Source organism: Massilia forsythiae (assembly GCF_012849555.1).
In the GTDB taxonomy this organism is placed as follows: Bacteria; Pseudomonadota; Gammaproteobacteria; order Burkholderiales; family Burkholderiaceae_D; genus Telluria; species Telluria forsythiae.
In genome coordinates, this window is sequence record NZ_CP051685.1 from 4,566,614 (window position 1) to 4,585,974 (window position 19,361).

General features: G+C 71.9%; 12 protein-coding genes. 3 read left to right on the top strand and 9 right to left on the bottom strand.

All coding sequences use genetic code 11. From position 1 onward, the window contains the following. Positions 1–18: 18 nt before the first annotated feature. Positions 19–2,640 carry a fimbria/pilus outer membrane usher protein gene (locus tag HH212_RS19315; RefSeq protein ID WP_170203991.1) on the top strand — a complete coding sequence of 874 codons (2,622 nt, stop codon included), beginning with the start codon at positions 19–21 and terminating at the stop codon, positions 2,638–2,640. After that, complete coding sequence (locus HH212_RS19320; protein ID WP_170203992.1) at positions 2,637–3,680, top strand: Csu type fimbrial protein; 1,044 nt, start codon at positions 2,637–2,639, stop codon at positions 3,678–3,680. Before HH212_RS19315 ends, HH212_RS19320 begins: the two co-directional genes overlap by 4 nt. Positions 3,681–3,717: 37 nt before the next feature. Here the strand turns inward: HH212_RS19320 and HH212_RS19325 are convergent, their stop codons facing one another. After that, the gene (locus tag HH212_RS19325) at positions 3,718–6,288 is read right to left on the bottom strand and encodes a PAS domain-containing hybrid sensor histidine kinase/response regulator (RefSeq protein WP_229217362.1); all 2,571 of its coding nucleotides are present in this window, start codon (positions 6,286–6,288) and stop codon (positions 3,718–3,720) included. Positions 6,289–6,622: 334 nt separating this feature from the next. Between HH212_RS19325 and HH212_RS19330 the strand changes: the two genes are divergently transcribed. Then, positions 6,623–7,102, top strand: coding sequence for a hypothetical protein (locus HH212_RS19330; RefSeq protein WP_170203993.1), 480 nt, complete (start codon positions 6,623–6,625; stop codon positions 7,100–7,102). 10 nt (positions 7,103–7,112) lie between these two features. Here the strand turns inward: HH212_RS19330 and HH212_RS19335 are convergent, their stop codons facing one another. From HH212_RS19335 to HH212_RS19370, 8 genes are all read right to left on the bottom strand, one after another. Further along, entirely contained in the window at positions 7,113–7,610 is a 498-nt protein-coding gene (locus HH212_RS19335) for a hypothetical protein (protein ID WP_170203994.1), read from the bottom strand. Between the two features lie 160 nt (positions 7,611–7,770). Further along, positions 7,771–8,061: a hypothetical protein gene (locus HH212_RS19340; RefSeq protein ID WP_170203995.1), complete on the bottom strand. Its 291-nt coding sequence runs from the start codon at positions 8,059–8,061 to the stop codon at positions 7,771–7,773. A gap of 366 nt (positions 8,062–8,427) precedes the next feature. Continuing rightward, positions 8,428–8,799 (bottom strand): response regulator transcription factor, encoded by a 372-nt coding sequence (locus tag HH212_RS19345; protein ID WP_170203996.1) that lies wholly within the window; start codon positions 8,797–8,799, stop codon positions 8,428–8,430. Then, entirely contained in the window at positions 8,792–10,381 is a 1,590-nt protein-coding gene (locus HH212_RS19350; protein ID WP_170203997.1) for a sensor histidine kinase, read from the bottom strand. The genes HH212_RS19345 and HH212_RS19350 overlap by 8 nt, the downstream gene beginning before the upstream one ends. 128 nt (positions 10,382–10,509) lie before the next feature. Next, on the bottom strand, positions 10,510–11,139 hold the full coding sequence (locus HH212_RS19355) for a response regulator (RefSeq protein WP_170203998.1): 630 nt from the start codon (positions 11,137–11,139) through the stop codon (positions 10,510–10,512). Positions 11,140–11,281: 142 nt separating this feature from the next. Continuing rightward, positions 11,282–13,051: a DUF11 domain-containing protein gene (locus HH212_RS19360; protein WP_170203999.1), complete on the bottom strand. Its 1,770-nt coding sequence runs from the start codon at positions 13,049–13,051 to the stop codon at positions 11,282–11,284. Positions 13,052–13,071: 20 nt separating this feature from the next. Then, the gene (locus HH212_RS19365) at positions 13,072–17,916 is read right to left on the bottom strand and encodes a DUF11 domain-containing protein (RefSeq protein WP_170204000.1); all 4,845 of its coding nucleotides are present in this window, start codon (positions 17,914–17,916) and stop codon (positions 13,072–13,074) included. Positions 17,917–18,028: 112 nt separating this feature from the next. Then, positions 18,029–19,360 (bottom strand): DUF11 domain-containing protein, encoded by a 1,332-nt coding sequence (locus HH212_RS19370; protein ID WP_170204001.1) that lies wholly within the window; start codon positions 19,358–19,360, stop codon positions 18,029–18,031. Position 19,361 lies beyond the last annotated feature (1 nt).

Below are 19,361 nucleotides of genomic sequence, written 5' to 3' on the forward strand. Positions count from 1 at the left end.
CACGGCGGCGTGGCGGGCATGGCGGCAGGCGCGCGGCGCCGGAGAGCGGACGGCGGCGCGGCGCGGCGCCGCATGGCGGCCTGCCTGCGCCGGCTGCGGGCGCTGCCGGCGGCGCTGCTGCTGTTGCCGGCCTTGTGCGCCGTCGGCGCCTTCTGTCTCTGCTTCTGCGCGCAGGCCCGCGCCGCCGCGCTTCCCGAGCTTGCGCCGTCCGCCGCCGATGCCGCCAATGTTGCCGGTGCCGCCGATGGCGCCCGCGCCGCCGCGCCGCAAGGGGCAGCGCCCGCGGCCGAACTCTACCTGGAAGTCAGCGTGAACGGCGCCGCCAGCGGCCTGGTGCTGCCGTTCCGCCAGGGGCCGCACGGCCTGACGGGGAGCGTGCAGGACCTGCGCGAGCTCGGTTTGGACCCGCAGCTGTTCGGCGTGGCCGGCCAGGAGCGCTTCGCCCTCGACGCGGTGCCAGGGTTGACCTATGCCTACGACGCCGCCGCCCAGACCCTCGACCTGCGCCTGGGCGACGCCCTGCGCAAGCCGCTGCAGTTGCGCGCGCGCGCCGACACGGTGCGCCCGCGCGCGCCGGCCGTCCTCGGGGCGGACCGGGGCCTGCTGCTCAACTACGACCTGTTCGCGCAGCCCGGCGCCGGCGCCCGCGTGGCGGCGCTGAACGAGCTGCGCGTCTTCGGCCCGTCCGGGGTGTTCAGCAGCAGCGGCAACGCCATCCTGCATGGCGGCAACGGCGGCAGCGGCCGCGGCTGCGGCTACGTGCGCTACGACAGCGCCTGGACCTGGTCCAGCCCGGACAGCCTGCAGACGCTGCAGGTGGGCGACTTCGTCACGCCGGCGCTGGGCTGGACCCGTTCGCTGCGCATGGGCGGCATCGAATGGCGCCGCAACTTCGATCTGCGCCCGGACATGCTGACCTATCCGCTGGCCGCGCTCAAGGGCTCGGCGGTGGTGCCCAGCAACGTCAGCCTGTATGTCAACGGCGTCGAGCAATTCAATGCGCCGGTGCCGGGCGGGCCGTTCGTGGTCGACCAGGTGGCGGGCCTGAACGGCGCCGGCCAGGCCACCATCGTCACCCGCGATGCGCTCGGGCGCGCGGTGTCGCAGTCGGTGCCGCTGTACGTCGACACGCGCCTGCTGGCGTCCGGCCTGTCCGATTTCGCCTTCTCGCTGGGCGCGCTGCGGCGCGACTACGGCATCCGCTCGTTCGGCTACGGCGGCGCGCCGGCCGCCACCGGCTCGCTGCGGCGCGGCTGGTCGGATGCGCTGACGCTGGAAGCGCACGCCGAACTGGGGCGCGGCCTGGCCAATGGCGGCGCCGGCGCGCTGCTGCGCCTGGGCGCCAGCGGCGGCGTGCTGAGCGCGTCGCTGGCCGCCAGCGGCCGCAACCAGGGCGAGGGCCGCGGCCAGGGCGGCGTGCAGGCCGGCATCGGCTACCAGTACGTGGCGCCGCGCGTGGCGCTTGACCTGCAGAGCCGGCGCGCCAGCCGCGCCTACGCCGACCTCGGCACGCTCGAGGGCACGCCGGTGGCGCGCGTGGACGAGCGCGCCAGCCTCAGCGTCGGCCTGCCGTGGGCCGGCAGCGCCAGCGTCAGCCTGGTGCACTACCGGGCGCCGCTGTTGCCGTCGTCGTCCCAGGGCGGCGCCGCGGTGCGCCTGGTGTCGGCGGCCTATTCGCGCAGCGTCGGCCACGGCGCCTTTCTCAGCCTGGGCGCCTACCAGGACCTGGCGCGGCGCGCCACGCGCGGCCTGCAGGCCACACTCAGCATCGCCTTCGGCGAACGCATCGCGGCGAATGCCGGCGCCAGCCGCCAGGGCGGGGCGCCGGGCGCGTCGCTGGGCCTGGCACGCGCGCCCGATTTTTCCGGCGGCTGGGGCTGGGCCGTGCAGAAGGGCAGGAGCGGCGCGCTCGATGTCGCCCAGGCCCAGGTCCAGTACCTGGGCAGCGCCGGCCAGCTGACCGCCACCGCGTTCAGCGCCGGCAGCACCCGCAGCAGCTCGCTCGGCCTGAGCGGCGCCGTGGTGGCGATGGACGGCGCGCTGGTGGCGGCGCGCCACGTCGGCAACGGCTTCGCGCTGGTGTCGGCCGGCGTCGCGGACCTGCCGGTGCTGCACGAGAACCGCGTCATCGGCCGTACCGGCGCCGACGGCCGCCTGCTGGTGCCGGACCTGGTGCCGTATTCGAACAACCTGATCGCGATCGACCCGTCCGGCCTGCCGGCCGACGTGCGCCTGGATGCGGCCTCGCTGTCCGTGGCGCCGCGCGCCGGCGCCGGGGCGGTGGCCGCCTTCCGCGTGGCGCGCTACCGCGCCGCCACCGTCATCGTGCAGGACGCCGGCGGCAAGCCGCTGCCGGCCGGGACCCCCGCGCGCCTGCTGGGCGGCGGCGTGCCCTCGCTGGTCGGCTACGACGGCGTGGTGTTCCTCGACGGCCTGGGCGACGACAACGAGATCGTGCTGGGGCAGGGCGCCGGCGCCTGCAGCGTGCGTTTCACGTACCGCCCCGGCGCCCCCGGCGAGCTGCCGGCGATCGGCCCGCTGCGCTGCGTGCCGGCCGCCGGATCGCCGGCCGCCGGATCGCCGGCCGACCAGCAACCGGGCAATCGAGCGAACGCCCAACCGAACGAGGAAGCGAAATGAACCGATGTTTCAGCGTTGCCGCAAGCGGCGCGCGCCGGCTGGCGCTGCTGTGGCGCGCGCTGGCGCTGGCGGCGGCCTGCCTGCTGCTGGCGCCGCAGGACGCGCGTGCCGACAGCTGCAGCGCCACCATGACCGACGTGGTCTTCACCGGCGTCAGCCCGGTGTCCGGCAACGACTACTATGCCAGCGGCGTGCTCAACGTCACCTGCACCTGGACCGCGCTGACCGGGGTGCCGCCGCTGCTGCTGTTTCCCAACGTGGCGGTGTGCGCCAGCCTGGGCGCCGGCAGCGGCGGCGGCGCCGGCAACCCGCGCTGGATGACCAACGGCAGCGCCCAGCTGCCGTTCAACCTGTACACCGACAACACCTACGCGGCGGCGTCGATCTGGGGCGGCAACGGCCTGGCGGCCAGCGCCAACGGCTTCAAGGCCAGCATGGGCGGGCTGCTGGCGCTGGGCGCCATCACCCGCAGCTTCACCGTGTACGGCAAGATTCCGGGCAATGCGCTGGCCGGCGTGCGTACCGTGGCCGGCGCCGACACCCTGTACACCGCCAGCTTCGCCGGCGCCGGGCTGCTCAGCTATGCGTTCTACGGTTCGGTGCCGGCGCCATGCACGGCCGGCGCCACCGCCGCGTTCGCGTTCCAGGCCAAGGCCACCGTGGTCAACAACTGCCTGATCAACACCAGCAACCTGGCCTTCGGCGCCAACAGCCTGTTGCGCGGCACGGTGCGCGCCAGCGCCGCCATCAACGTCCAATGCACCGCCAACGACGCCTACCAGGTACTGCTCGGCGGCCTGGGCGGCGCCGTATTGGGCCGCAAGATGACCAACGCAGCCACCGGTGACACCATCGCCTACACCATCAGCACCACGCCGAACGGACCGCCATGGGGCGACGGCGCCAATGGTACCGCGGTGTATTCCGGCACCGGCACCGGCGCCGTGCAGGCCATCATGATGTACGGCGCGGTGCCGGCCCAGGCCACGCCGCGGCCGGGCGACTACAAGGACAGCGTGATCGCCACGCTGGTGTTCTGACGGCGCGCCGGCGCAGCGCGGTCCCGGCCCGCCCAGCTCAGGCGCGCTGGTCGAGCACGGCGCGCACGCGCGCCGCCAGTTCCTCGATGGTGAACGGCTTGCCGACCAGCTGGATGTCTTGGCGCGGCGCGCCGCCCGCCGTGCCGCCCCCGAGCGTGTCGCCGGTGTAGCCGGTGGTGAACAGCACTTTCAGCGCGGGACGGCGCGCCAGCGCTTCCTCTGCCAGCCTGCGGCCGTTCATCTCCGGCATGATCAGGTCGGTGAACAGCAGCGTGACGCCGGGATGCGCGTCCAGCAGGCGCAGCGCGGCGGCGGCGCCGTCCGCTTCCAGCACCCGGTAGCCGAGGCCGCCCAGCATGTCGACCGACAGCGCGCGCACCGCCGCCTCGTCCTCCATCACCAGGATGGTCTCGCCGGCCGAGCCCTGCGCCATGGCGGCCCCCGTGGCGCCGTCTGCGGCCGGGCGCGCCTGCGGATCGGGCGCGCCGGCGTGGCGCGGCAGGTAGATGCGCACCACGGTGCCGCTGCCGGGCGCGGAATCGATCTCGACGTGGCCGCCCGACTGCTTGACGAAGCCGTACACCTGGCTCAGGCCGAGGCCGGTGCCGCGCCCGACTTCCTTGGTGGTGAAGAAGGGCTCGAAGGCCTTGGCCAGCACCTCGGGCGTCATGCCGGACCCGCTGTCGCCAACCGCCAGCATCACGTACTGGCCGGACGGCAGGCCGGGGTGCTCGGCGGCCCAGCGCGCGTCCATCTGGAAGTTGGCGGTCTCGATGGCCAGCCGGCCACCGTCGGCCATCGCGTCGCGCGCGTTCACCGCCAGGTTGAGGATGGTGTTTTCCAGCTGGTTTGCGTCGACGTGGGTGTGCCACAGGCTGCCGGCCAGCGCGGTCTCGACGCGCACGTGGGCGCCGAGCGAATGCGCCAGCAGGTCCGACATGCCGGCCACCAGCTGGTTGACCGAGAGCGCCTCCGGCTTGAGCGCCTGCTGGCGCGAAAAGGCCAGCAGGCGCTGGGTCAGCTGGGCGGCGCGCTTGACGCTGGTCCTGGCCATGTCGACGTAGTGCAGGGCGCGCGCGTCGCCGTCCGCCAGGCGTTTGCCGAGCAGGCCGAGCGCGCTGGAGACCACCGCCAGCATGTTGTTGAAGTCGTGCGCGATGCCGCCGGTGAGCTGGCCCACCGCTTCCATCTTCTGCGCCTGGCGCAGCGCTTCCTCCATGCGCACGCGCTCGGCCACGCCGTCCGCCACGCGCCGCTCCAGGGTGTCGTTCATCTCGCGGATGGCGCGCTCGGCGCGGTGGCGCTGGGTGCCGTCCTGGAACAGCACGGCGACCTGGCGCCGCTCGGGCGGTTCGATGCGCAGCGCCGACAGTTCCAGGTAGCGCCCGGTGCGTTCGAGCTCGCGTTCGAAGCGCACCGGCTCGCCGGTGAGCAGCACGCGCCGGTAGGTCTCGACCCAGCCGTCGGCCTCCAGCGGCACCATCTCGCGCACGCGCTGGCCGACCACGTTCTGGATGCCGGCGTTGGACGCGTAGGCCGGATTGGCCATCACGTGCACGTAGTCGCTCAGCGGACCGTGTGGGCCGTCCAGGAACTCGATCACGCAAAAGCCTTCGTCGATCGATTCGAACAGGAAGCGGAACAGGCGCTCGCTTTCGTGCAGCGCGCGGTCGGCCGCCTTGCGCTCGGTGACGTCGAGCATGGCGCCGATCATGCGCAGCGCGCGCCCGCCGGCGTCGCGCAGCACGGTGCCGCGGTCGAGCACGTCGGCATAGCTGCCGTCGGCGCGGCGGAAGCGGTAGGCGCCGGACCAGGCCGTGCCGGCGCCATCCAGTACCGCCCGGGCGCTGTCGTGGATGCGCGCACGGTCGTCCGGGTGGACGTGGTCGAGCCACCAGCCGAAGCTGGCCAGCTCCAGGTCGTGGCCGAACAGCGTGTGCAGCGCGCGGTTCCAGACCACGGTGCCATCGGCCAGGCGCCAGTCCCAGATGGCGTCGTTGGAGGCCAGGCGCGCCAGCCGGTAGCGCTCCTCGGTCTCGCGTTCGGACGGGGATAGCGCATCGGCGGGCGCATCGTCGCGCACGGCGGCAGCGGCCGGCGCCGGTGCGGTGTCGTGCAGCGTGCCGAGCAGGCCGCGCACCGTGCCGTCGGCGTCGCGCAGCGGGGAACAGGACAGGGTGGCGCGGCGTGCCGCAGCGTGGCCGTGGTCGCGGCCCTGCGGCGCCAGCGGCACGCCGTCGTGGCGGGCCGCGCGTCCCGCCCGCACCCCGGCCGCCAGCGCGTCGAGCGCCGGCCAGCCGTCCGGCCAGGCTGCCGCCAGGGGCATGCCGGGCGCATGCCGCCGGCCGCCGTCGAATATCTCCGCGCAGGCCGGATTGCACAGCAGCGCCAGTTGGTCGCCCCAGGCCAGCCACATCGGTTCGGCGGCGTCCAGCACCAGCGTCGCCGCGAAGCGCAGCGCCGGCGGCCAGCCGGCCGGATCGCCGAGCGGCGACGCGTCCCAGCCGTGCGCGCGCAGCCAGGGCGAGCGGGGCATGCCGTCCGGGTGGAACGGCGCCGATGACGCTGGATCGGGGGCGGGGCTGGGCAGGGGGCGACTATCGTTCATCGGCGTTCAACGGCTTATTCATTGCGGCTGCATCGAAAGTGTCGATGATACATCGTCTTGCTTGGAAGCATGTGACGGCATGTATCCGCTTCAGGAAGCCTAGCCCGCTTACCGGCTGTGCATCGGTATCGAAGCCGATGTAGTGCCGGACATACGCGCGCAGTCGGCGCAGGACGATCCGCAGGGTGCGTTGCCACTATAATGCTTGTCGACAGGACAACGACAGGAGAAGCCATGAGCGCATGGCGTTTCGCAGTGTTCGCAGGATGGCTGGCCAGCGCTTGCGCCCAGGCGCAGTCGCAGTCGCCAGCCGTGCCACAACGACGCGGATCCGGTGTACCACGCCGCGCCGCTCGACCTGATGGGCCGCTTCGTGACCGATCCGAAGCTGGTCGGCGGCGTGCGCGTGACGCCGTTCCTGGGTGTCGAGACCGGTTATGCAAGCCTGGTCGATCGCGGCACGGTGTTCGTCGACTACCGCCGCGCCGACGGCATCACCGCCAGGCAGGGCACCACCGGCTTCAGCAGTTACCTGGCCGGTACCGCCACGCTGCCGCTCGAGCGCGGCCTGGAGGCCTACGGCAAGCTGGGCGTGTCGTTCAGCGAATTCAACCATCATGAGTTGGGGCCGGTCCCCAGGCCGGGTTCGTTCCGGGAGACCGATACCGGCGCGTATGCCACGGCCGGCGCCAGCTACAGGCCGAGCGACAAGGCTACGCTGAGCGGCGCCTTCGAGCGCCACGGGGACAGCGCCAAGTGGGGCGCGAATACCAGCAGCAATGGCCTCAAGGCGAAACTGAAGCTCGGCTTTTGAACGGCGCCGTTCAGCGGCCCGGGGCCTGTCCCAGCGGCGTCAGGATCACGGTGCCGGGCGTGGTGACGGTATTGCTCAGGGCGATGTGCACGCCGATCCTGTCCGCATGCGCCGCATCGCGCGGCAGGGTCACGCCGATGGCGCCGAACGGCGGCGCGGCAGGGGCCGCACCGGGCGAACGCAGGCGCTCGCTGCGGTCCAGCGTGCCCGCCGGGTAGGTCTCTCCGCGCGGCATGGTGGCGGCGAGCAGCGCCAGGCGGTCGCGCAGCGTCTGCATGCGCGCCGGCGCCACGTTGCCCTTGCCGGCAGCGAGCGCGACGGTTGCCGACAGCGTGGCGCTGTCGACGGCCGCGGCGCCGCCGGCGAACGGGCTGTGCACGGGCAGTGCCAGCACGTCGTTGGCTGTTACCGGCAGCATGTCGCCGGCGTGCGTGCCTGCGCAGGCGGCGCTTGCGGCCAGTATGCCGGCCAACACCCGGCGCGCACCGATTCCTGAAAAGAAGAACATGGTTTTCCTGAACATTGCGTTCGCCGGGACGGCGACGGCAAGATAACGAGAACACCAACTTTACTTTATGTAGGGAAACTTTTGTGAGAAATGTTGTGATCGGGCAACGCCAATGCCGTGATCGCCGGCATTGCCGGAAGAGCGGGGGAAGCGCGGTGGATCAGAAGGAAATCTGCCAGACGGCGCCATGCGCCTGCGTGTCGCCGGCGACGGCCGCTGCCGGTGCGGCGCTGCCGGCCGGTACGGTGGCCTGGTCTGCCTGCGCGGCGACCTGGAACGGCACGTCGCGGCCGCAGGCCACGGTCGGCTCGGCGCCGTCCGGGGCTTTCACGGTGCAGCTGGACTGGACCGTGAAGCTGACCTGCATGGTGGCGCCGGCCGACGCGGCCCCGGCGCTGCCGGCCAGGAGCAGGGTGGACAGCAGCAGCGCTTTCAGTACGATCCTGCTCATGACACCACCCCTTTCCCTTGCCGTCGACCGGTCCGTCGGACCCATGAATCGATCATATCCTAAAGTTGCATAAGGTAAATTTTAGGTGTCGAAACGCTTACGCTGGCTATGCAACTGGCAATTTTCCGGATTTTCCGCTTCCCATGGGTGCGGTGTAGGAAGGCACCGACAAGACACAAGCGCCGGCTGCAAGACGGTGCCCGGCGCAGCACATGCCTGCCACTTTTGCCGGATTGCAAGCACAACCGCTAAGGCTAGAGGATTTCCTCTAATGATGAGGAAGCGGAAAGGGAGGCAGGGGAAATGAAAAAGCCACTCTCGGATGCCGATGCCGCTCATCCTTGGAGGCGGCTTTTCAGGGAAACTTCAAGCGCCGTCCAGCAGCGTCCCGGCGGCCTCGGCCAGGCTCTGCGGACTGAATGGCTTGACCATGTAGCGGTCGGCGCCGGCTTGCAGGCCGGCCTCGACGTCGCTTTGCTGGCCGCAGGCCGACAGCAGCAGCACCTTCGTATGGCGGGTGGCGGCGTCGGCGCGCAGCGCGCGGCACACTTCCAGGCCGCTGCCGCCCTGGCCCAGCCAGACGTCCAGCACCACCAGGTCCGGCTTTTCGGCGCGCACCATCTCCAGGCCCTGGGCGGCGCTGGACGCCAGCACGATCCGGCCCAGCGAACGCAGCGTCAGGCGGATCAAGAGGCGCAGGTCGTCCTGGTCCTCGACGATCAGGATGGTCTTATCCATGGAGGGCCTCCGTGCGCAGCCACAGCGTGACCGTGGTGCCGGCGCCTGGCGTCGAGGCGATCTCGGCCTCGCCGCCATGCAGGTCGACGATCTCCTTGAAGATGGTCATGCCCAGGCCGCTGCCCTGCACGTTCTGCTTCTGGCCGGCGCGATAAAAGGCGTCGTAGACGTGCGCCAGCTGCTCCGGCGTCATGCCGATGCCGCGGTCGGCGACGCGCACCGCCACCGTCGGGCGGCCATGGCGCTGCACCGCGTAGGCGGCGAGCGTGATCGGGCTGCCTTCGGCGGAATACTTGATGCTGTTGCTGAGGATGTTGGTCAGCGCCAGCTGCATCCGCTGCGCATCGGCGGCGATCTCGGGCAGGCCGGGCTGCAGGTCGAGGCAGATGCGCTGGTTCTGGCCCAGGCCGTTCAGGCCGGCCAGGGTCTGCTCGACCAGTTCGGCCACCGCCACCGGCGCGATGTGCAGGCCCTGCACGCCGCCGGCCTCGATGCGCGCCAGGTCGAGCAGCTGGTTGATCATGTCGACCAGGCGTCCGGCCTGGCGGTGGATGATGTCCAGCAGCTCGCGGCTGGTGGACGGGTCGAATTCGCGCTTGAGCAGCAGTTCGGAAAAGCCGAGGATGCTGGCCATCGGGGTGCGCAGTTCGTGGGTGGCGGTGGTGAAGTGCTTGCGCCGCAGCTCCTCGGTGGCGCGGTAGCGTTCCTCGGCGTCGCGCTGCAGCGTGACGTCACGCACGATCGCCGCCACGCGCTGCTGCGCGCCCAGGCGCATCGGCGACACCTTGAGTTCGAGCGGGAAGGCCGAGCCGTCCAGGCGCCGGCCGCCGCCCTCGGTCGGCCGGGCGTCGCCGGCCGGGTCGCCGTCGCCCAGTGCCAGCGTGCGGATCACCTCCGCCGTGCCGCCTTCCAGCAGCGCCACCGCCGAGCGGCCGGCCAGGGCGCCCTGGCTGGCGCCGAAGATGCGCTCCGCCGCCGGATTCGCGGACAGCACCTTGCCGTCGCCGTCCAGCATCAGCACCCCGTCCGGGATATTCTGCAGCAGCACGCGGATCCAGGCTTCGTCCTGGCGCCGCCGCTCGTTGGCGCGCTGCAGTTCGAGCGCCGCCACTTCGTTGACGAGGATGTTGGCCAGGTCGCGCAGCAGCGCGCGCTGGCCGTCGTCGAGCGTGCGCGGCTTGTCGTCGAGGATGCACAGGGTGCCGATGCGGCTGCCGTCGCGCGTGGCCAGCGGATAGCCGGCATAGAAGCGCGCGTTGGGCGCGCCGCACACCATCGGGTTGGCGGCGAATCGGGGGTCGTCCAGCGCGTCGGCGACTTCCATCACGCCGTCCTGCAGGATCGCGTGGGCGCAGAAGGAGCTGGAAAGGTCGGACTGCTCGACCGCGACGCCGATGCGCGACTTGAACCACTGGCGCTCGGCGTCGACCAGGCTGACCAGGGCGATGGGCACGTCGAACAGGCGCGCCGCCAGGCGGGTGACGCGGTCGAAGCGCTCTTCCGGCGCGGTGTCGAGGATGTCCAGGTCGAGCAGGGCTTGACGCCGCCGCGCTTGATCCGGGGGCAGGGAGGATGCCGGCATGGATTGGCCAAAGTAAAGGGCATTCGTGGCAGTATGCCACCGGAATGCATTAATCGGAGAAAAGCCTGGCGGGAGGCGTGCGCGGCGCCGCGCGCCGCACGGCGCGCACCGCGGCAGCGCGGGATGGTTCAGGCGGGAACGGACAGCACGCGCTCGACCGCGCTGCGCAGGCTGGCGAACGGCACCGGCTTGGAAAAGAACGGGATGTCGGCCGGCAGGCCCATCGACGCCACGGTAGCGCGGTCCAGGCCGCTGACCACGATGATCGCCATGTCGGCATAGGCGGCATCGGTGCGCAGCGTGCGGATCATGCGGAAACCGTCCATGCCGGGCATGCTCAGGTCGCTGATCAAGAGGTCCGGCCTGGTCTCGCCGATCTTGATCAGCGCCTCGAAGCCGTTGGCCGCCTTGACCATGTCGGCCGGCAGGTCCCAGCCCGCCATTTCCAGCTCGTACAGGCGCAGCATGGTGGCGTCGTCGTCCACCACCACCATCTTCTTGCGCGCCTGTTCCGGCGCCGCCGCCGGCGCCAGCGGGGCCAGCGCCTCGCGGCGCTGCTCGAGCAGGCGCCCGATCGATTCCATGGTGATGCGGCGGTGGCCGCCGGCGGTCTTCCAGGCTTGCAGGATGCCGCTTTCGACCCACAGCTGGATCGTCCGGTGCGATACACCGATGACGCTGGCCGCCTGCTTGGTCGAGCAGAATTCGGATAATCCGGAGACGGGCTCCAGCAGGGTGGTATCGGCGGCGGTTTTCATGGGTTTCGATTTTACGGGATTGTGGCTTTGTGTCAAGTTCCCACAGGAATCTTTTACACAAACCGACGTCAATACAACCGGGCGGCATGCGCGTGTGGCGCGCCGTGCACGGTGCCCGGCGCGAAGGCGCGCGCGGCGGGCCTCACTGCACCACCACGGTGAAGCTGACGCTGCCCATGCCGCCGGGCTGCAGGGTGCCGCCGAAGCGCCATTCGAGCGCGCCGGCGCCGCCCGCGGCCGGCTGGGCGGCCACCGCGCAGGACGACAGCCCGCTGCCCAGGGCGCCGCAGCCGCCGGCGGTGTACACCGTGAACGCGGGCGTGGCGTCGGTGACCTTGAGGTCGGTGAGGTTGGTGGTGCCGCTGTTCTGGTAGGTGATGGTGTAGGTGATCGTGCTGCCGGGCGTGGCGTCGGTCCGGTCCACCGCCTTGGTCAGCTTGAAGTCGTCGCAGGCCTGGCAGATGCCGTTGACGGTGACCGTCATCTGGCCCAGGCCGATGCCGAGCAGCTGCAGCAGCGGATCGGCCACGCCGCCCAGGATCGGCGCCACCACCGGGCCGACGGCGCCGGTGACCACGGTCTTGAGCACCGGCGAGACCACGCTGTCGAGCAGGCCCAGCGAGGGCGTGGTGCGCAGCGCCAGGTTGTTCACCAGGCTGCCCGCCAGGTTGGTGGCGAAGGTGGTGCTGCTTCTGACGGTGCGCGTCTGCGGGAAGCTGCCGCTGAAATTCAGGCTGGTGGCAAACGGGGCGTCGCCGCGCGCGCTGCTCTTGACTTCGAGCGCGAAGGTGCTGCCGTTCAGGACCAGGGAGCCGATCTTGCCGTAGCCGAGGTCGGTGGCGGCGTTGAGGACGCGGCTGCGGTTGAAGAACACGCTGTCGTCGATGCTGCCGAGGTAGCCGTCGGCCACGCCGGGCGCCGCCTGCACCGTCACCGCCTTGCCGACCGCGTCCACCGCGCCCAGGCTGCCCTCGGCACGCGCCACTTCCAGGTACAAATCGAGCTGGGAAATCGCGATGCTGGCGCTGCGCACGCCGGGCAGCACGGTCAGCGCCGAGGTGGCCGGGCTGAGCGTGACCAGGTCGAGCTTCAGGTGCACGCGGATCGCCGCCGAGTGAAAACTGGTGCCGTTCGGGCCGCACACGTAGACCGGCGGCTCGATCGCCTGCGCGTAGAGTTGCACGGCATTGATCACGCCGGCCATGCCGAGCGCGCCGCCGGAAATGCCGACCGGGGCAGGCGTGGTCAGCACGTTGCGGGTGTTGTACAGCTGCACCAGGCCGCTGAGCATGTCGAGCGCGTTGATGGTGCTGCCCGCCAGCGCGCCGCTGTCCACGCTCACCTTGAGCAAATCGCCCACGCGCACCGTGGCGGCGGCGCCGCCCAGTTGCGACTGCAGGTTGGCCAGCGCGCCGGCCAGGCTGGTTTTCGCCTGGGCGCGCGCCGCCGCCTGCAGCGCCGCGCTCACCTGCGCCAGGGTGGCGCCGGCGCTCAGCGCCTGCGATGGGGTCGACACGCCGGTCGAGGCCTGCAGCGCCGTCAGGAAGTCGAGCAGCCTGACGTCGCCCTGGGCCACGGCGTTCCAGTCCGCCACGCTGAGGTTCAGGCTGGTGCCCAGCAAGCCGCCCAGCAGGGGGTTCAACAGGGCGCCTTGCGTGGTGCTGACGCTGGCCAGGCGCGGCCCGGCGCTGACGCAGGCGCCGCTGACGCAGGCGGCGCGCGCCGGCACCGCCAGCAGGGCAAGCAAGACCAGCAGCGCGCCCAGCGCCAGCACGGTCCAGCCCAGGCGGCGGCGCTGCGCCAGCAGGGCCGGCAGCGACCGGGTCGGCAGCGGGCGCGCCGGCGGGGACAAGGGCGGCACCGGCGGTGGGCAGCTGCGGGCGCGCGCGGCGCGGGACGTGGTCGGTTTCATGGCGGACTTCCTCGTTCTCGTCATTGCTTGGCGGCGGCCGTGGGCAGCAGGCCCTCCAGCAGGCGTTCGTCGAATTTCATGCGCAGGCGTACGTAGGCGCCGCGCGCGGTGGCGTCGGCACCCGCCAGGTCCGGCTCGCGGAAGCCCAGCAGGTTGTAGCCGGCCGAGATCCAGGTGTTCTTGCGCAGCTGGTAGCCGGCTTCCAGGCCGGCGCCGAACTGGCGCCCACGGGTGCCGCCGTCGACCAGCGCGCGCACGCTGGCGCCCACGTCCCAGCCGCCGCGCAATTCCTGCACCAGGCGCGCCGCCAGCAGTTGCGCCTTCGAGCGGGTGTCGTAGCCGCCCGAGCGGTCGTGCGCCAGCTTGGCGGCGTAGCGCGCGCTCAGCAGGGTCTCGCGCAGCGGCTGCCAGTTGGCGGTGACGCCGATGCTGTGCACGGCGCGCTCCAGGTTGGCGATGCCGGTGTCGCGCTCGACCTTGTACTCGTACTTGGCCAGGCCGTTCCAGCCCAGGCTTTCCAGCGCGCGGTAGGCGACGCCGCTCTGCAGCAGCTCGTTCAGGCGCAGGCTGTCGTTGGCGCGGCTGCGCGTGGCCGCCAGGGTGTTCTTGCCCAGCAGGCTCCAGCTCTCGCTCAGCCGGTAGGCCAGGCCCAGGGTGTGCAGCAGGCTGTCGCTGTCCACCGCGTGGCGCAGTTCCAGGCGCATGTTGGCCTTCCAGTCCGGGCTACGCGCCACCTCGACGCCGGCGGCCAGGGCCACCGCTTCGTTGGCGGCGGCGCCGGCCAGCACTTTGACGCGCTCGAAGGCGGTGTTCAGGCGCACGCCCCGGGCCACGCTCCACAGGTTGCGCAGGCCGATCGCGGCCTCGGCCTGGCGGCCGTCGCTGCCGGCGGCGCGCGCGCGGTACTCGGAAAACATGCGGCCATCCTTCATGTAGTCGGTATCGACGCCGAACACGGTGGCGTTGCGCTGCTGGCCGTCGTTCAGCGCATAGTTCGAGCCCAGGCTGCTGATCAGCTCGTGCCGCCCGTACAGGCGGCTGCCGCCGGCCAGGCGGTAGTCGCCGCCCAGCGCCACCATGCGGCGGCCGTTGTCGTGGATGTCCTGCTCGGCCTCGACGAACACGCCGGCCTGCGGCAGGTTCGGCACCTGCGCCGCCAGCTTGGCGCGCACGCTGGTCAGATCGGGCTGGGCCAGCACGGTGCTGGCATTGCCGGCTTCCTCGTGGGCGCGGCGCACGCCGCCCTCGACGCGGATGCCGTTGCCGAAGGCGTAGGCGGCGTTCAGTTGGCCGCCGTCGCGGCTGGCGCCGGTGACCAGGTCGGCGCTGTGGATGATCTCGCCGCCGAAGCTGATGCGCTCGTCGGCGCGGTACACCACGCGGGCGCCGGCCTCGGCGCGGCCCTTCGGCAGGCTGGCCGCCGGGTTGTCGAAATCGACGCCGGCGCGGCCCGCATACACGTGGCTTTCCAGCTTGCCGTCCTTGCGGGTGGCGTCGATGCGCGCGGCGCGGCCGTCGGCGTGCTGCTTGTCCATGTGCGCCGCCTCGACGGTGATGCTGGTGTTGTCGTCGGGGCGCACGGTGGCGTTGACGCTGGCCAGGGTCGTGGGCGCCGCCGGGTTGCGGTCGTCGACATAGCTGGCGCCGACTTCGGCGAGCTTGCCGATGCGGTACTGCACGGCGCTGCCGGCCACCCAGAATTCCGGGCTGCCCTGGTCGATCTCGTAGCTGATGCGGATCGTGATCGGGTTCAGGTCGGCGTCCAGGCTCGGCACCGGGGCGCGCAGCAGGATGCGGCCGGTGAGCGGCTCGATGTCGTAGTCGGCGTAGCGCGCCAGCACGCGGCTGGACAGCAGCACGCCGGGGCGGTTGCGGTCGCGCACCATGATCTCGATGCGCTCGCTGTTGATGACCATCACGCCGCTGCCGGTGAGGTAGGGGCCGGAGGTGCCGTTGGCCGGGATTTCCTCGACCATCTGGCGCGTACTGTCGTGGCTGGCGAACGAATCCACGCTCAAGCCGCCTTCCTCGTAGTGGTGGCGCAGGCCGTTCAGGGCGCGGTTATAGGCGCCCAGGTTGCGCGCCGGGGTTACGCCGGGCGGGGTCATGTCGCCGAACAGCAGCCACGACTTGTTGCGGTCGGCGCGCAGGTACAGGCGGCTGGTCGACTGGGCGTCGAAGCCGCGCTGGGCGTTGTCGCCGGCGGTCGGGTAGAACGCGGTCGGATCGAGGTCGCGGAACAGCTTCTGCTCGACCACCTTGTCGGAATCGTAGGCGGCGGTCAGCAGGATGTCGTCGCCCACCTTGCCCTTGGCGAACATGGCGGCGTGGGCGCCGACCTGCACCGCGTTCGGGCCGTCGCTGGTCGAGAAATGGCGCAGCTGGTCCTCGAAGCCGGCGAAGCCGCGCGCCGGATTGCCGACGTTGCCGGCGATGCGGTTCAGGCTGACGGCGCCCTCGACCACGCCGGCGGCCACCAGCGGACGCAGGTCGGGCACGAAGTCGACGCGGCCGGCGGCTTGCACGGCGCCGCTGGATGCGCGGATGGCCGCTTCGCCGGGTTCCTGCGGCGCGCGCAGGGCCAGTTCGGCATGGCCGCCCTCGACGAACAATTGCAGGCCGGGCTGGTGCGGATCGAGGTCGGCCTGTTGCCATTCGCCGCGGCCGGCTTCCAGGGTCAGCGCGGTGCGCTCCATTACCGGCACGCCGGCGGCGTCTTCCAGGTCCACGCGCAGCATTGCCAGGCTCTTGCCGTCGGCCGCCACGCCCGGCTTGTCGAACGCCAGGCGGATGCGCGCCAGCGCGCCCGGCGCGACCACCGTGATGCGGCGGCTGCCGCGCGGGTTGCCGAAGCCGTCGCGCTGGCTCACCTCGAGCACGTTGGCGCCGGCCTCGAACGCGACGCCGACGAATTCCCAGCTTTCCAGCTGCTTCGCCGCCACCGTGCTGCGCTTGCCGATGCGCGCTTCCGGCACCGGCTTGCCGTTCACCGCCAGCGTGAAGGTGACGCCGGCGCCGCCTTTCACGCGCACCGTTGCCACGGCGCGCGCCAGCACGGCGCCGTCGTCCAGGCCGACGAAGGCCAGGCTGTTGTCGAGCGATTCGAGGTCGGCCTGGGAAGCGGCCTTGGCCGACGCGGTGGCGGCGGCCGCGGCCGGGCGTTCCAGCGCCTTGGCCGCGCTGTTTTCCATGTCTTTCGCTGCGGCGCGGCGGGCCGCGATCGCCTCGCGCAGCGCCGGGCTGCAGGCGTGCAGCGCGAAATCGGCCTTGGCCAGTTCGCCCTCGTGCACGTCGACGAAGCGGCTGGCGGCGTCGCCGCCGTTGCGGTTCGACAGCGCCGCCAGTGCGGCGCCTTGCGGCAGGGTGGCGCCGTCGACCTTGGCGACGTGGGTGCGCGGACGCACTTCGGCGAAGCTGTAGCGGCCGTCGGCGTCGGTCTGGGCAAAGCTGCCGTCTTCGAGGTAGACGCGCACGCCCGGCACGCCCGGTTCGCCGGCATCGCGCCGGCGGTTGCCGTCGCAGTCGGCGAACACGGTGCCTTCGATAAAGGCCTTTTCGCTGAACACGCCGGCGCTCACCTTGACCTTGGCGGCGGCGGTGCCGCTGCTCAGCGCCAGCGGCGCCGCGCTGGTGGCGCGGGCGCGGTTGATGCCGTCGCCCTGCAGCGCGCCGGCGCCGATGCGCACGCGGTAGCGCAGCACCGCGTCGCTGGCGGACGCCAGGCTGCCGATGGCGAAGCGCAGCGCCGGGCCGCGCGTCCCGTCAGGGTCGGCGGCCTGCACGCCGCCCAGCCGCACGCTGCCCGGCACCAGGCTGAAGCCGGCCGGCAGCCGGTCCTCGACCTCGACCCCGACCAGCGCCTGTTCGGCGGTGTTGTGCACGCGCAGCGTGTAGTCGACGAAGTCGCCCACCTCGGCGGTGGCGCGCGAGGCCGCCTTTTCCAGGTACAGGGCGCCCGGCACCGGATCCAGCGGCAGGTCCAGCATCACCGCGCCGGTGGACGCGCTGACGACGAAGTCGCCGCCGTAGGAATACGATGCGTAGACGTCGTGCTCGCCGGGCAGGTCCGCCAGCGCGACCCTGGACGGGAAGCTGTAGTTCGACGGCGGCACGATCGTCACGTGGTACAGGCTGGGCGGCACCAGCGGGAAGCGGTAGACGCCGTCGGCATCGGTGACGACCGAGCTCGGCGCCGCGGTCACGCCGTCGGTCTCGAACACGGTCGCGGCGCCGCCTGCCAGGCCGCCGTTGCCGGCGCCGGTGACGTCGATCAGGGTCACGCGCGCGCCGCCCACCGGCACGCCGGTCTTGCTGTCGAAGACCACGCCGGTCGGGTCGATCAGGATCGAGGCGGTCGACGTGCCGGTGCCGCAGCTCTTGATGGTGGCGGTCAGGGTGTCGTTCTTCTTGATTTCGAGGGCGCCGTCCTCTTCCCGCGGCGCCTCGTCGCCGACCTGGCTGGCGACCAGGCTGCCGGTGATGTGGAAGATGCCGGTGTCCGGACCGGTCTCGGTGGCGGAGTAGGATTCGGTGTCGTGGCCGAGCGTCGAGTGGATCGCGATGACGATGGTTTCCGCCACGGCCGGGTCGTTGTTGCAGGCCGGCGCGCTGGCCTGCACGTACAGCGGCTGGCCGGCCAGCCTGACCTGGGCCGCGGTGCGGTAGTCGGAACCGGTGAAGTAGGTGATGCTTTCGCCCTGCATCGCCGTCACCTGGTTCGACTGCAGCGTGCCGTTGCCGCGCGCCGCGTCGGCGTAGCTGGCGCTGGCCTGGTTGGTCACGCTGGCGCAGGCGATGCCGTACGCGCAGCCGAGCACGATGAGGAGGACGTAGAGGGCGAGTTGGCGGAGCTGGCGCGTCATCATGGCGTGGTCTGGCGGATGCGGTGGCGAGGGCGGTGGGCGGAAGCGGGCGGCGCTGCTACCTGGACGAGGAGCCTCCCCGGCCGCGCGAGCGCGGCCGGGGCCGGCGCAAGGGTTACGGGTTGATGCGCACGCCGAACGACATCTTGGCGGACTGGCCCGGGGTCAGCACGCCGACGGTGGCCTGCACCGCGCCGGTGTTGCCGGCGGCCGGCGCCGTGACGATGCCGACGGTGGTCGCGGCCGGGGTGGCGATGTGGTAGGTCGTGTTGGCCGGGATGTTGTCGCTGATGACGATCGCGCTGACGTTGCCGCTGCCGCCGTTGGTGGCGGTGATCTCGTAGCGGATGCAGGCGCCCGGGATGGCGCCGGCGCTGATGTTGGCGGCGCTGAAGGCGGTGTCGGCGACGCCGTCGCAGTTGGCGTCCAGCGCTTGTGTCTTGGCCAGCGCCAGCTGGGCGCTGGCGGCGACCACGGTGACGGCGTCGTGGATGCGGTCGCTGGCGTTCGAGGTCGGCGACAACGCGCGGAAGTACAGGTCGGTGGTGGCCGGGGTGGCGCCGGCCGGCACCACCACGTCGGCGTACACCGCGACGTTGGCGCCGGCGGCGACGGTGGCGCTGGTGATCACCGAGCCCGCGGCATCCTTGAACACCACGCTCCAGCCGCTCGGCAGCGTCAGGGCGCCGAAGGCGGCGTCGGTGCTGGCCTGCAGCGCGAAGGTGTCGGCCGCGGCGCCGCCGTTGTTCAGGTACAGGGTGAAGCGCGTGGTGGCGCCGGCGGATACGGTGTTGGTGACCACCGCGCTGGCTTCCACGCCCGGGCCGGCGCCCGGCGCGCCGGCGCCGGCGGAGTTGGCGGTGATGTCGATGGTGGCGCCGTTGCCGACGGTGGTGGTGTCCGTGGCGCTGGCGTTCACGCCGGCGTTGAAGGTGCTGGTGGCGGTCACCACCAGGCTGTTGGCGGCGCCGGCAGTGGCGCCGGCGGGCAGGGTGGCGACCGCCACCACGTGGAACACGGCACCCGGTGCGATGCTGCCGGTGGCGGTGATCGGGGTGGCGTTGTCGGCCACGCCGTCGCCGTTGGCGTCGGCGTAGAACACCACGCTCGTCATCGAGAACGCGCCGCTGTTGGTGGCGGCCAGCGTGAAGGTGTCGGCGCCGTTGCCGTTGTTGGTGATGGTGTGCGCGTAGGTCACCTGGGCGCCGGCGGCGGCGCTCTTGGCCGAACCGGCGGACAGGCTGACGCTGGCCACCTGCTGGACCACGGTCACCACCGTGTTCGAGGTGGCGCTGCGCGCCGTCAGGGTCGAATCGACGTAGGTGGCCGAGGCCTGGTTGGTGATCGACGTGCCGGCCGCGGTGGCGGCGTGCGCCTGCATGCCGTGGGCGCAGGCAAGGCCGATGGCGAGCGCCAGGGCGCGGCGTGGAGCGATGGAGCGTTTCATG